The 13,714-nt window shown below is 37.1% G+C and carries 13 protein-coding genes; 7 read left to right on the top strand and 6 right to left on the bottom strand.

What is annotated here, in order from left to right; all coding sequences use genetic code 11:
• On the top strand, positions 1–384 hold the full coding sequence (locus FFS26_RS19695) for a DUF779 domain-containing protein (RefSeq protein WP_110010177.1): 384 nt from the start codon (positions 1–3) through the stop codon (positions 382–384).
• 18 nt (positions 385–402) lie between these two features.
• Here the strand turns inward: FFS26_RS19695 and FFS26_RS19690 are convergent, their stop codons facing one another.
• The gene (locus tag FFS26_RS19690) at positions 403–1,602 is read right to left on the bottom strand and encodes a dicarboxylate/amino acid:cation symporter (protein WP_137905907.1); all 1,200 of its coding nucleotides are present in this window, start codon (positions 1,600–1,602) and stop codon (positions 403–405) included.
• Between the two features lie 93 nt (positions 1,603–1,695).
• Between FFS26_RS19690 and FFS26_RS19685 the strand changes: the two genes are divergently transcribed.
• From FFS26_RS19685 to FFS26_RS19675, 3 genes are read left to right on the top strand one after another with little or no spacing between them, the layout of a single operon-like run.
• Complete coding sequence (locus tag FFS26_RS19685) at positions 1,696–2,610, top strand: DnaJ C-terminal domain-containing protein (RefSeq protein WP_137905906.1); 915 nt, start codon at positions 1,696–1,698, stop codon at positions 2,608–2,610.
• A gap of 3 nt (positions 2,611–2,613) precedes the next feature.
• Complete coding sequence (locus FFS26_RS19680) at positions 2,614–2,916, top strand: chaperone modulator CbpM (RefSeq protein ID WP_079242769.1); 303 nt, start codon at positions 2,614–2,616, stop codon at positions 2,914–2,916.
• A gap of 37 nt (positions 2,917–2,953) precedes the next feature.
• Complete coding sequence (locus tag FFS26_RS19675) at positions 2,954–3,484, top strand: hypothetical protein (protein ID WP_110010174.1); 531 nt, start codon at positions 2,954–2,956, stop codon at positions 3,482–3,484.
• Between the two features lie 55 nt (positions 3,485–3,539).
• Here the strand turns inward: FFS26_RS19675 and FFS26_RS19670 are convergent, their stop codons facing one another.
• Together FFS26_RS19670 and FFS26_RS19665 are read right to left on the bottom strand one after the other, a co-directional pair.
• Positions 3,540–4,532, bottom strand: a complete 993-nt coding sequence (locus FFS26_RS19670) for a PLP-dependent cysteine synthase family protein (RefSeq protein WP_110010173.1) — start codon at positions 4,530–4,532, stop codon at positions 3,540–3,542.
• A gap of 202 nt (positions 4,533–4,734) precedes the next feature.
• A complete protein-coding gene (locus FFS26_RS19665) occupies positions 4,735–5,964 on the bottom strand; it encodes an ABC transporter permease (protein ID WP_110010172.1) in 1,230 nt (409 codons plus the stop codon).
• A 4-nt stretch (positions 5,965–5,968) separates the two neighbouring features.
• Here FFS26_RS19665 and FFS26_RS19660 point away from each other — a divergent pair, with 4 nt between their 5' ends.
• Positions 5,969–7,165: an exo-beta-N-acetylmuramidase NamZ domain-containing protein gene (locus tag FFS26_RS19660; protein WP_137905905.1), complete on the top strand. Its 1,197-nt coding sequence runs from the start codon at positions 5,969–5,971 to the stop codon at positions 7,163–7,165.
• Here FFS26_RS19660 and FFS26_RS19655 read toward each other — a convergent pair whose 3' ends face one another.
• The 3 genes from FFS26_RS19655 to FFS26_RS19645 are packed head-to-tail and all read right to left on the bottom strand — an operon-like array spanning position 7,166 to position 9,199.
• Positions 7,166–7,372: a hypothetical protein gene (locus tag FFS26_RS19655; RefSeq protein WP_089690129.1), complete on the bottom strand. Its 207-nt coding sequence runs from the start codon at positions 7,370–7,372 to the stop codon at positions 7,166–7,168. It abuts the gene before it with no gap.
• Positions 7,373–7,376: 4 nt separating this feature from the next.
• The gene (locus tag FFS26_RS19650) at positions 7,377–8,009 is read right to left on the bottom strand and encodes a DUF3575 domain-containing protein (RefSeq protein ID WP_137905904.1); all 633 of its coding nucleotides are present in this window, start codon (positions 8,007–8,009) and stop codon (positions 7,377–7,379) included.
• A gap of 14 nt (positions 8,010–8,023) precedes the next feature.
• Positions 8,024–9,199, bottom strand: coding sequence for a thioredoxin family protein (locus FFS26_RS19645; protein ID WP_137905903.1), 1,176 nt, complete (start codon positions 9,197–9,199; stop codon positions 8,024–8,026).
• Between the two features lie 228 nt (positions 9,200–9,427).
• Here FFS26_RS19645 and FFS26_RS19640 point away from each other — a divergent pair, with 228 nt between their 5' ends.
• Positions 9,428–11,011, top strand: a complete 1,584-nt coding sequence (locus tag FFS26_RS19640) for a histidine kinase (protein WP_137905902.1) — start codon at positions 9,428–9,430, stop codon at positions 11,009–11,011.
• Positions 11,012–11,140: 129 nt separating this feature from the next.
• On the top strand, positions 11,141–13,714 hold the full coding sequence (locus tag FFS26_RS19635; RefSeq protein WP_228406510.1) for a zinc-dependent metalloprotease: 2,574 nt from the start codon (positions 11,141–11,143) through the stop codon (positions 13,712–13,714).

The raw sequence follows: 13,714 nt of genomic DNA, 5'->3' as shown, positions 1-13,714 counted from the left end.
ATGGAAACAAAAATATCAAGACTTTCCGCTACTGAGCAGGCACTTGAAGTAATTGACAAGCTGGAAGATCAATACGGCCCCCTGATGTTTTACCAGGCAGGAGGATGTTGTGAAGGGACTCAGCCGCAATGTTTTGAAAAAGGAGGCTTCTTTCCCAGAATGAATGATGCCATGATAGGAACCATCAACGGACATGAGTTCTGGATAGACCGCGATTTGTTTGAATACTGGAAATATTCACATTTTACCCTCGATGTTACAGAAGGTTTCGGACCTGGTGGGTTTTCACTGGAAACTCCCTTGGGAAAAACATTTAAAGTTCATTACAGGCTTTTCACTCCTGAAGAATATGAAAACCTCGAACCGGTAAAACGTAGTGAATAGTGTACTTTAACAAAAAAGTCAGACCTTGACAAACCGGTTGACAAACATAGCCGCCACAATATCTCCCACAGCGTTCAGAACGGTAGCCAACGGATCTACCAATGTCCCGATGATCATTACGGCAGGAATCGCTTCCTGGGGTAGTTTATAAACAGAAATCATCAGCATTTCCCCAATATACCCGCCGTTAGGAATTCCTCCCGCTACAATACTCACAAAAACAGTAATCCCCAAAGCTAAAAGAAGATTGGCAGGATCAAAAAAATCTTTCCCAATAATTAAGAATGCCACGTAGATCTTGATAATAGATGACATGGAAGATCCGTTTTTATGCAGTGTCGTTCCAATAGGAATCACCAGATTGGCAATAGAATTCGGAATCCCGATTTTGGAAGCCGCCTGTAAATTAGCAGGCATTGTTGCAAAACTGCTGCAAGTGCTTATGGCGGTTAAAGTAGGGTAGATGGCATTGGTCCAGAAACTTTTGACTCCATTTTGTCCATTCGCCATAAACGCATAGATAGAAAAGAACACAAGGAAATAAATAACTCCTGCAATATAATATAACCCTAAAGGTTTAGCATAAAATCCAAAAAGCTGTGGCCCCAAAGTAGCGACCTGATAAGCAAAATAAGCGCCCAGACCAATAGGAGCAAGCTTCATCACCAGCAGAAGAAGTTCTTTCATCACTTCATATCCTGAAGCGATAAACACTCTGAAAGGCTGTCCTTTTTCTCCTGTTTTTCTGGCTGCAAATCCTGTCAGGAAAGCAAATACCAGAAGAGCCAGCATATTCCTTCTTGAGAAAAGCTCTGTGAATTCTCCCACGGTAAAGAAACTTACAATTCTGTTGCCCCATGTATCCTCATTGGCTGCTTCAGAAATAATCTCAGAACTTCCAGAAACCCCTGAAACCGGAAAAAGGTAGACCGCACAAATTGTGAAAACAGCTGCTGTGAGAATAAAAAATAAGAAAGTAAGGGCCATTACAAGGATGATCTTTCCAAATTTAGATTGCTGCTCCAGAGAGGCAATAGAATTGGAAACCGCAAAAAATACCAGAGGAACCACACTCACAAAAAGAAGATTCAGAAAAATATCTCCCAAAGGTTTAATGTATTCCACAAAACCGGGTGCAACAATTCCTATGATGCTTCCAACAATAATTCCTAAAAGTAAAAATATGATTCCGGAGTAGTTTTTCAATACATCTTTCATGTATGGCTTTTTATCAAAGATAGGTTTATTTTTAACATTCTGTTATACAATTTTCAGACCTAAAATTCATAAATTTGAGTAAACCTCATTTCTATGGCTTATATAGATTATTATAAAATTTTAGGCGTAGATAAAAACGCAACACAGGATGATATTAAAAAAGCCTACCGGAAATTGGCAAGAAAACATCATCCCGATCTCAACCCCGGAGACAAAGAAGCAGAAAAGAAATTCAAAGAACTGAATGAAGCGAACGAAGTGCTGAGTAATCCGGAAAACAGATCAAAATATGACAAGTACGGAGAACACTGGAAGCACGGCGAAGAATACGAAAAAGCCCAGCAGCAACAGCAAAGACAGTATCAACAACAAAGTTATAACGGAGGTTATTCCGGTGCAGACTTTGGTGGAGGTGAAGATTTCTCAGATTTCTTCCAGGATATGTTTGGCGGTGCAGGCGGTGGATTTGGCAGAAGTTCCAGAGGAAGAGCCTCTGGCAAGTTCAAAGGACAGGATATTCATGCTGAACTGAACTTAAATTTAAGGGACGCCGCAACTACTCATCCGCAAACTTTTGAAATCAATGGTAAAAAAGTAAGAATCACGATTCCTGCAGGAGTATATGACGGGCAGCAGATCAAGTTAAAAGGACATGGAAATCCAGGCGTAAACGGAGGACCCAATGGAGATTTATACATTACCTTCAATATCCCGGCTGATCCGGATTTTGAAAGAATCGGCGATGATCTGAAAACCAAAGTCACCATTGATTTGTATACTGCCGTTTTGGGTGGAGAAGTAAAAGTACATACGCTCCATGGAAGTGTAAACCTTAAAGTGAAACCGGAAACCCAAACCGGAATGACGGTAAGACTTAAAGGAAAAGGTTTTCCAGTCTATAAAAAACAAGGAGAACACGGTGATCTTTTTGTAACCTATGAAGTGAAACTGCCAACCAACCTTACCGAAAAGCAGAAAGAACTTTTTGAACAACTAAAAAATTCCTAAGCTATGAGTGAAAGAATATCACGGGAAGAACTCGTAAAAATCTATAATATAGAAATTACTTTTTTTGATGAGCTTGTAGATTACGGGCTGCTGAATATTCAGATTGAAAACAATATTCATTATCTGATGTATGAAGATCTGCCTGACCTGGAAAAATTTGCCAACTGGCATTATGATCTCGAAATTAACCTGCCCGGCCTGGAAGTGATTCATAATATGCTGAAAAAACTGGATGCGCTGAACCGCAGAAACAGAGAATTGATGAACAAACTTTCTGCAATAAGTGATCAATATGAAGATATTTAGTTTAGTTTTGTAGCTTTTTAAAGCAAACTCTATAATTATGAATGAAGAAAAGGTGATTACACTAAAACCGGACAGGAAGATTTTTGAAGATATTTATTTTAGCGGTAATCAGGGAAGTCTGCTTTTTTCACCGACTACAAAAAGTAAAACGATTGCCACCATTGCAGCAGCAGTAGTTGTTTTCATTGTTTTTCTTTTCAAAGATCTTTTGAGTAAAGAAAGTGTGGGGATTTTATACTTTTTAAGCTTTATATTTCTGCTTTGTGCTGTTTTTTTATCCGTAAGTGTTAATAAAGTTTCAAGATGGAAAAAACAGGTGAATCATTATTTAAGCGGGCTTGAAAGATGTAAAGTATATGAAATCAGGTTGGATAAGAACTTTTTCACCGTCAATATTGACGGCGATAAAGAAACCAGCGAATGGAAGGATTTTGAATATTTCGACAGCACTCATGAATTTATTTCTCTGGAAGGAAAATACAGCTATATGTTTCCCAGAAAATCAATGAATGAGAAAGAATACAGCTTTCTCAAAAATACATTGAAAGAGAAAGTTAAAACCGATTAATAAAAACAAAAACGGAGCAAAATTTTGCTCCGTTTTTTATTATATACAAGTTAGCTTATTTGTTCTCTTCCAACCATCCCATTTCCTTCATCCACTCGTCATTGTAGATTTTTCCTACATATCTTGAGCCATGGTCATGAAGTAAAACAACAATGACATCATCTTTTGTGAACTGATCTTTCATCTGAATTAAAGATGCAATAGCACTTCCGGCAGAATATCCACAGAAAATACCTTCCTCTTTCGCCAGTTTTCTGGCATAGATAGCACCGTCTTTATCCGTTACTTTCTCAAAGTGATCAATTACAGACATATCATAGTTTTCAGGAATAATGTCTTCCCCGATTCCTTCTGTAATATAGGTGTAAGCATGGTCATAATGCAGTTCACCTGTTTCGTGGAATTCTTTCAGAATAGAGCCATAAGTATCCACTCCGATTACTTTGATATCCTGATTTTTTTCTTTGAAAAATGTTCCGCATCCGGTGATTGTACCTCCTGTTCCGGCTCCTACTACAAAATGAGTCAGTTTTCCTTCTGTCTGTTCCCAGATTTCAGGAGCGGTAGATTCATAATGAGCAGCTCTGTTAGATAAATTATCATATTGGTTGACATACCATCCGTTTTCCGTTTCTTTTGCCAGTCTTTTGGAAACTGAATAATAAGATCTTGGATCGGTAGGTTTTACGTCGGTAGGGCAAACAATTACTTCAGCTCCTACAGCACGAAGAATGTCACATTTTTCTTTTGACTGTTTTGAATTAGTCACAAAGATACATTTGTATCCTTTGATGATGGCAGCCAGTGCCAGTCCCATTCCTGTATTTCCGGAAGTTCCTTCAATAATGGTTCCTCCAGGTTTTAATCTGCCGTCTTTTTCGGCATCCTCTATCATTTTAAGAGCCATTCTGTCCTTTACGGAGTTTCCGGGATTGAAGGTCTCTACTTTTGCTAATACCAATGCCGGAAAATCTTCACCTAATACTTTGTTAAGCTTTACCAGCGGTGTGTTACCTATCGTTTCAAGGATATTTTTTGCGTATTTCATAAATGTTTTATAAGCGGCACAAAGATACGGCTTTTAAAATTATCTTCATTGTGGATAACATGTGGATAAGTTGTGGATAATACTGAAATCAACTGATACACAATTAATAACTTTTAAATATCAAATATCAAATATCAAATATCAAATATCAAATATCAAATATCAAATATCAAATATCAAATATCAAATATCAAATATCGTATTAGTTGTACTTAATCGCCTTCACCGGAGAAATCTTACTGATCAGGTAGCTAGGAATAATCAAAGCCAGTCCTGAGATAATAAGAATTCCTACTGAGATGGAGACAATAGCAATAGGATTAAGATCTACCGGAACGGTGCTTACATAATAATTTTCAGGATTAAGTTTGATAACTCCAAAGAATTTCTGGATTAAAATCAATCCCAATCCGATAGCATTTCCGTACAAAAGTCCCGGAATCATAATAATCAGGGTATAATTGATAAAAGTAGCTCTTATCTGCGAATTGCTTGCCCCTAATGTTTTGAGAAGACCGATAGAATTGGTTCTTTCGATAATAAGGATCAGCAAAACCATAATGATATTGATGACCACTACAATCAGCATAATAATAATGATCAAAGCAATATTGGTATCAAAAATACTGATCCAGTCTGTGATCTGCGGGAATTTTTCTGTCGCTTTCTCAGCATAATTTTTATACCCGATCAGTTTCTCAATGTCAGGAAAATCTTTGTCGATATCATTCACATTCTTCAGGAAGATATCAATTCCGCCAATTTCATCAGGCTTCATATCCTGAATTTTTCTGGCATGATTGATACCGCCGATAACGAATTGCTCGTCAATGAGCTTGATATCCGTTCTGTAAATTCCGATAACTCTGAACTTACGGTAAAGCGGCTTCTGATCAGCTTTTAAAAATACGGTTACAATGCTGTCATTCAATTTAAGATGAAGGTCATTGGCTACTTTCTGAGAAATCGCTACATCACTATTGAATCCTTTTTCTGTTACCTTCGGAGTCGTTCCGGCTATAAGGAATTTTTTAAATCTTAAACTGTCAAAATCCTTACCGATTCCTTTAAATATAATGCCTGCGAAATTGTGCTCATTACGCATAATTCCGGTAACTGTTACATATTTTTGAGTGCTTTCCACATCGGGAAGTTCTTTTATCTTGGCAATATTCAGTCCCTGATTGTCCAGTACAGAAGTATTGTATGAAGAATTGGATCTTGTAGATCTTACGGTAATATGTCCGCTGAAATCAGCCAGCCTTTCTTTGATAGCTTTTTTTGAACCAAAACCGGTGGCTACGGTAATGAGGGAAACAATAATTCCCAAAGCTACGGAAAGCCTGCCAATGAAGATGATAACCCTTGAAAGGTTATTTTTGTTATCTTTGGAAAATGCTATTTTTCTAGAGAAATATAAAGGAAATTTCAAGCTTATGAATTTAGATTTCAAAATTAAAAATTTACTTCTGATTTGCCTAATTTTTTTAGGAGTATTCAACCAATATTATTCTCAGACTCAAGTTCAACCGGATTTTAAAACGGGTGCCGACCAGCCTGAAATCTACCTGCCGTTGTTAAAGAATAAAACAATTGGGGTGGTAACCAATCAGACAGGTTTAATGAGTGATAAAACCCATCTGGTTGATTTTCTGGTAAAAAACGGAATTAAAATCAAGTCTATTTTCGCTCCTGAACATGGATTCAGAGGAGATGCAGATGCAGGGGCAAAAGTGAAGAACGGAGTAGATGTGAAGACCGGAATTCCCATTGTTTCATTATATGGAAATAATAAAAAGCCAAAGCCGGAACAGCTTTCCGGAATTGATGTTGTTGTTTTTGATATTCAGGATGTTGGAGTGAGGTTTTATACGTATATATCTACATTATCCTATCTGATGGAAGCAGGCGCTGAAAATAATGTGGAGATCATGGTTTTGGATCGTCCCAATCCGCATGACGGATATACCGACGGTCCTGTATTGAGGAAAAAATGGGCAAGTTTTGTCGGACTTCACGAAGTTCCCGTGGTATATGGGCTTACAATAGGAGAGTATGGAAAGATGGTAAACGGAGAGAAATGGCTTAAAAATCAAGTACAGGCGAAATATACGCTTGTTCCGATGAAGAATTATCATAAAAAGCAGCGTTACCCAATACTTGATAAACCTTCTCCTAATTTACCCAATGATAAAGCGATTAATTTATATCCGAGCCTTTGCTTTTTTGAAGGTACTCAGGTTTCTGTAGGAAGAGGAACAGATCTTCCTTTCCAGATTTATGGTTCTCCATGGACGGAAAATCTGCCTTATCAGTTTACGCCAAAACCAAGCTACGGAGCTAAAGATCCATTCCTGAACGGGAAGCTGTGTTATGGTGAAAACCTTTCCAGTTATCCTAAGGATCTAAGAGAACTGAATCTTGAATGGGTAATCAAAGCCTATCAAAACTATAAAAATCCACAGCAGGATTTCTTCCTGAAAAATCTGTGGTTTGATACTTTATCCGGAACTGATGAATTGAGAAAACAGATCATCGCAGGAAAATCAATTCCGGAAATTAAAGATTCATGGAAAAAAGATCTGGAAAGTTTCGAAAAGATCAGAACCAGATATGTGGTGTACGAAGATTAATTAATCAAAATTTTGGGGCGGATTTTTATCATTTCTGCCCTTATTTAATATAAATAGTCCGATAGTTAATCCAACAACTCCTGCAAAAGCCGTCATTAAGGCTCTCTGTAATTTATCAGGTAAATCATTCCCGATATAATTCATTAAAAAAAGAATCACAAAAGTGATGACTGAAATGATAATATGATTTCTTCCGAATGGTTTCATTGTATTATTTTAATTTATAAGAAATCATGACACCGCCTCTGTATGGGATGATTTCACCGCTTTTATTGAATTCCTTGGCAGAATCGTAACGTCTTCCTGTAGATTTGTCGTACCCTTTATAAAACCCTTGTGATGTTCCGATTGTTCCGTAAATATCAAGATTCCAGCGCTCGGATAATTGAAACTGGTATCCGGCTGTAACTCCCAGCATTACAGAAAATCCTTTCTGGTACAGGTTGGAGTTTTTAAGGATTTCTTTATTCCAGTTTTCAAAGGTATTGTCATTCCAATAACTCCATTTTGTGGCATTGTAAGCAGCAACAGCTACGTTTGCACCTACATACCAGTGTTTGAAAGCTTCAGTAAAATAATATCTTCCTTCTGCAGAGACAGAGTAAAACTGTAGTTTATGTCCTGCGAATGATTTCCATGGTGAAATGAAAACATCTCCCTGAAGGGTATATTTCGGACTGATCTGTTTTTCTATTCCAAGGTTTAAAATCCCTATCGGAGCAAATAAAGCATTCCCTTTTATGTATAAACTTTTATCCTGTCCTCCTTGTTCCTGTTTCTGAGCGCTCAACGTAGCTGTAGACAGGAAAGCTAAAATGCCTGCTGCTAATAATTTATATTTCATCCGGTTTATAATGTTTATTTTATCTGCTTTAATAGTTCATCTGCCAGTTGAGAATCCTTATTGCCCTGAACTGCCATATTTTTAGACATTTCAGCATAGTTTTTTGCCATCTCTTTATTTCCGGTAAGGTGATAAAGCTTGGCAAGAATATAAGTGTTTTCCGAAGTTTCGCTTCTCATAACAGATTTTTCTGCCCATTCTGTAGCTTTCTTTAATGAAGATGGAGTTTTCACATGATCTGCAAATATCCATGCTGCTCTCAGGAGCTCATTCGGATCAAAGGCATCAGAATTTTTATAATAATCTAAAGCCGCTTTCTCGTATTCAGGAAAATTACTGTTCTGTTCATAATAGCTGAGTTTAGTCTGATTCAGCTTTTTAACAGCAGCTTCTTTCCCTACCAATGGTTCGGCAGCTTTCATAAAATAGTCATCATTGATTTTTTTATTTTTATCATCAATAGACTGTTCTACTATTTTTCCCAGTTTCAGCTGGGCATCAAATTCATTGTAAGTTTCTTCAGGAAGGAATTTAATAATCTCTGCTTTTCTGGATGCAAAAACAGGATAGTTGGTATCTTCCGATGATTTTACGAAGTAAAGAAGAAATCCGATTTCATCCTTTGACAGTTCTTCGGTTTTCTTTTTGTTCTGGAAGTATCTTTCTGAAGCTTTTTTGGCAAATTCATAATCTGAGTTGGCATTAAGCTTCATAATATTGATCAGGAATTCCGGGTCTTTTTCCCCGCCAGCAAAGCGGTCTTTAAGAGATCCTTTTTTGTTTCCCGGTGAATTGATATCCTGAGCCATTGCCACAAACAGGCTTTCTTCCATATATCCTGTATTTCGGGAAACAAGCTCGCCTTCACCGTTCAGGAAAAGATAAGTAGGATAGGAGCGTACTCCGAATTTCGAAGCAATATCTCTGCCTTCTCCTTTTTCCATATCAAATCTCGCATTAATGAAGTTGGTATTGTAATAATCACTCACGGATTTCTGTGTGAAGACATTTTTTTCCATCATTTTACAAGGGCCGCACCAAGATGCATAGGCATCAATAAAAACCAATTTCTTTTCTTTCTTGGCTTTGGCAATAATGTCCTTGAATGGCAGTTCCTGAAACTGGATGGCTTCCTGAGCTGAAATAGCGATGGCACAAAAAATAGATATCCCGGAGATGATCTTCTTCATTTTCAAATAAGATTTGTAGGCGAAGATAATTAATTTTCAAAATATAGCGTGATGAATAGGTGGTCTCAATGACGATATTAACGAACTTTAAGACTTAGGCGTATCTGATTTTTGTTTTTTGCTTTAAAATATGAAATCTAAATTTAATTCACTTTACAGTCCTGAAATCTTTGTTATATCTTTGCAAACGAATAATTTATATGTAGAGGAATCCATAATTTAGAGAATTTGATTATTAATTTTAAGCACGCCTTATCCAAAAAATCCATTTACATCACCGCTTTATCTGCCTGCCTGATCGCAGTGGCAGCATTTGCTGTTTTGAGTCTTTTGATCACAGAAGACAGTCGTAAGAATACCGATGATTTTGCAAAGAAAACATTCTTCCGAAAGTATGAATCGATAGAACATGAATTCAGGAATATTGAGGATTATCAGTATCTGCTTCGCGCACTGATTCAAAAAGACGGACTGAAGAATTACAAGGATTATTCTTCGGTTTTAAATGATTTAAACAAAAAAAGAAATCTGCTCCCTTACAGCTGGTATTATTATGAAAACACCACTTCAGGAAAAACAGATAGTAATAATCCTTTATCCGGTATTTTCAGGAAGACAGATCGTAAAGAAAATTCTATTGTGATAAAGAATAACGGACCGGGACATTTTAAAGACCTTTTGCTTACCAAAAAGGACAGCATGTATTGGATTAGTTACGATTCTTTGATACTACCTGATAAAAACAAATTGTACTATGGCTCTACCGTAAGCCTGGATGATCTTCATCAATATTTTATCAACGTGGATAAAAGTTCCAATACGTACGCCTACGTTTTTACTAAAGAAGGAATTTGTATTACCCATCCGGAAAAAAAATATATCGGAAAGAATATTTTTGACTTTACAGATATTAAAGCTAATGATACACTGACCAGCAAAACTGAAGCAGGATATACTAAAGGAACAGCCGTTTCAGAATATCTGGGAGTGGAGGTAACACGCTTTATAAAACCATTGAAGACTGATAATTTTGATGGATACACGGTAGTGAATCATGTAAATTTTATTATTGACGAAAATATCAGCAAGATAAAAACCTATACTGTTTACATTTTTCTGGCAGCGTTGTTTCTCATTGTAACGGTATTTATATTGTTTCAGAGAGCAACCAGCCTGGCTTATCAGGAAAAAGAAAAAATACAGTCTGAAAAGAATTTATTGTTGGTAGAAAACGAAAAGATGCATAAAGCAGAAGTGATCAATCAGCTTCAGCAGCTTAAAAATAATATCAATCCCCATTTTCTTTTCAATTCATTGAATTCCCTTTATATGCTGATCGGGATTAATAAAGAAAATGCACAGAAGTTTACCATGAATCTTTCCAGGATTTACAGGTATCTTATAGTGCCTCCAAAAGATAATATTGTTACTGTTTCACAAGAAATTAAATTTATACAGCAGTATATGGAACTTCTGAAAAGCAGGTTTGATGAAGAACTGAAGTTTGAATTGATTATTAATGCTCCTGAAAGTCTTGAAAAAAGAATTCCCTATTTATCCCTTCAGATAGTCACGGAAAACGCGACCAAACATAATATTGCAACGATGGATCAACCTCTGGAAATTATCATTATCGTTGATGAGGACGGGATCACGGTAAAGAATACCTTGCAGCCTAAGACGGAAACGGTACAGGGGGAGAAATTCGGAATTGAATATTTGAATCAGGTTTATGGATATTTTAAGAATAATCTTCTTCATATTTCTGTAGATAGTGAATATTTCGTATGTTTTTTGCCTTTAATGAAGTAAAATAAAAATCCATTCACTCCCGAATTAGCACCATTCACTCCCTAATATTATATATATGATTCATGATACCTATAGCTTTGCTGGCTGAAACTAAGATATTTACTATTTGGAATGAATCGGACTATTTTAATGAAGAATTACAGACTTGCACTGTATCTCGGTCTTGCTATGGCCTCACCAATGGCAATAGCACAGAAAAAAGATAAAGATACGGTAAAGGTCAACAAAGAAAAAACAGATAAGACAGAGGCCTCTTCCTCAAAGAAAACAAAAAAAATTGAAGACCTGATCAAAAAGGGAACCTATAAAAAAGGACTTTTTAATACCATTCAGGTAAAAACGGATATTTATTTTGAAATTCCTGACAGTTTGATGGGACGTCAGTTTTTGGTGGTCAACAAGCTTTCTCAGGTACCCATGCAGGTCAATGAGGCAGGTTTAAACAAAGGAATGAATTATGAGAATAAGGTCATCTCTTTTTACCGTGATCCTGTAGCTAAAAAGGTATGGGTAAAAACGGTGGTTCCTAAAGTGTCATCCCCTAAAAATGACGCCATTACAAAATCTGTGAAAGACAATTTTTCAGAATCTGTGATTGAAGTCTTTGATATTGAGGCACAGAACAACGACTCTACGGCTGTAGCCATTAAAGTGAACAAAGTTTTTGACGGAAATCAGAAAAGTTTTAATGATGTTTTGGCTAATGTAGGATTGGGAGGATCTGTGAAGTCAAGTCTTTCTTATATAGAAGGTGTGAAGACATTTCCCAAGAACCTTGTGGTGAAGTCCCAATTGTCTACTTCTGTCAATGAAGGCGGGGTAGATCTTCCGGTAACATTAGGTGTTACTACCAATCTGGTTCTGCTTTCTAAAATACCGATGAAACCAAGAGTAGCTGATTCAAGAGTAGGATTTTTCTCCGAAAAACACTGGTCGTTTAATGACAACCAGCAAAAAATGGATGAGAAATTCTTTATTACCAAATGGAATCTTGAACCCAAAGATGAAGACAAAGAAAAATATTTAAAAGGTGAGCTGGTAGAGCCTAAGAAACCGATTGTTTATTATATCGACCCGGCAACACCGAAACAATGGCGTGAAAAGATTATCGCCGGAGTACATGACTGGCAGGCGGCGTTTGAGCAGGCAGGATTCAAAAATGCAGTGATTGCGAAAATGCCGGATGAGAAAGATGAAGATTTTGATATTGATGATGTAAGATATTCTGTAATTACTTACGCCGCGTCGCCAAAGTCAAATGCAATGGGGCCATCAGTAGTAGACCCGAGAAGTGGGGAAATTATCGAAGCAGATATCATCTGGTGGCATAATGTAATGACTTCTCTTCATGACTGGATGAGAATTCAAACCGGACCTATTGATCCTAAAGCAAGAGGAAATAAATTCAGTGATGAACATATGGGAGAAGCGATCCGTTTTGTTTCATCTCATGAAGTAGGACATACTTTCGGACTGAAGCATAATATGGGAGCATCTTTTGCATTCCCGGTAGAGTCGCTTCGTTCCAAAGAATTTACAGACAAAATGGGCGGTACGGCACCTTCCATCATGGATTATGCCCGTTACAATTATGTAGCTCAGCCGGAAGATGGCGTTACAGCAATCACTCCGAAAATTGGTCTTTACGATAAATATGCCATCGAGTGGGGGTACCGTTGGTATCCTGATGAATTCGTAGAGAAAAAAGCGCTGAAAAACTTAATTGAAAAACACGAGGATGACCCGATGTACTTCTATGGAGAGCAGCAGAGCTACCTGGAAACCATTGATCCACGTTCGCAGTCTGAAGATTTAGGTGATGATGCGATGAAAGCCAGCGAGTACGGAATCAAAAACCTGAAAGTGGTAATTAACAACCTCCTGAAATGGACGTATGAAGATGGTAAAGAATACACAGATGCCGGAAAACTGTATCTGGGCGTGATCGGGCAGTGGGATTTGTATACAGGTCATGTGATGGCGAATGTAGGAGGAATTTACCTGAACAATACTGTTTTTGGTAACAAAAAGAAAGCTTACGAAGCTGTACCTGCAGAAATTCAGAGAAGAGCAGTTGATTATCTTGTTAAAAATGCCATCAACCTTCCGGAATGGTTATTCTTTAATCCGATTACAGAAAAAACGTATCCGGTTAAGGATTCACCAATGGGACCATTCGAGCAGACACCATATACCATGGCAAGAGGAATGCAGTATGCAAATATCTATTCTTTGTTTATGGATGACAGATTGTTGAGGTTACTTGAAAATGAGCTGAAACATCAGATGTCTGGCTCTAAAGAAGAAATCTATACGGTTGAGAATTTATTTGATCAGGTAAGAACTGCCATTTTCAGTAAAAAAGGAAGCCTTACGATGCTTGAGAAAATGACTCAGAAAAATTATGTGGATGCTTTGATTGTCTCTGTGAACAAATTATTTGAAAAAACAGCAGTGAAAGGATTGAAAGTAGATGATACTTTGAATATGCCTACCATCTGTAATTTTCATGAAGATGATCATGGTTTGAGGAATATCAATTATTCATCCATGAAAAGAGTATCTGAAGTGACAACTTACAAGAGAGCAGAACTTCAGAAAGTTCTGGATTTACTGAACAGAACAAGGTACAGAGGTGATGATGCTTCCAGAGCACATTACACAGATTTAATAATTCGTATACAAGAGGCTTTAAACAAATAA

Origin of the sequence: Chryseobacterium sp. 2VB, assembly GCF_005503635.1 — a bacterium.
Taxonomy (GTDB): domain Bacteria; phylum Bacteroidota; class Bacteroidia; order Flavobacteriales; family Weeksellaceae; genus Chryseobacterium; species Chryseobacterium cupriresistens.
This window is presented reverse-complemented; position numbering and strand designations above follow the sequence as displayed.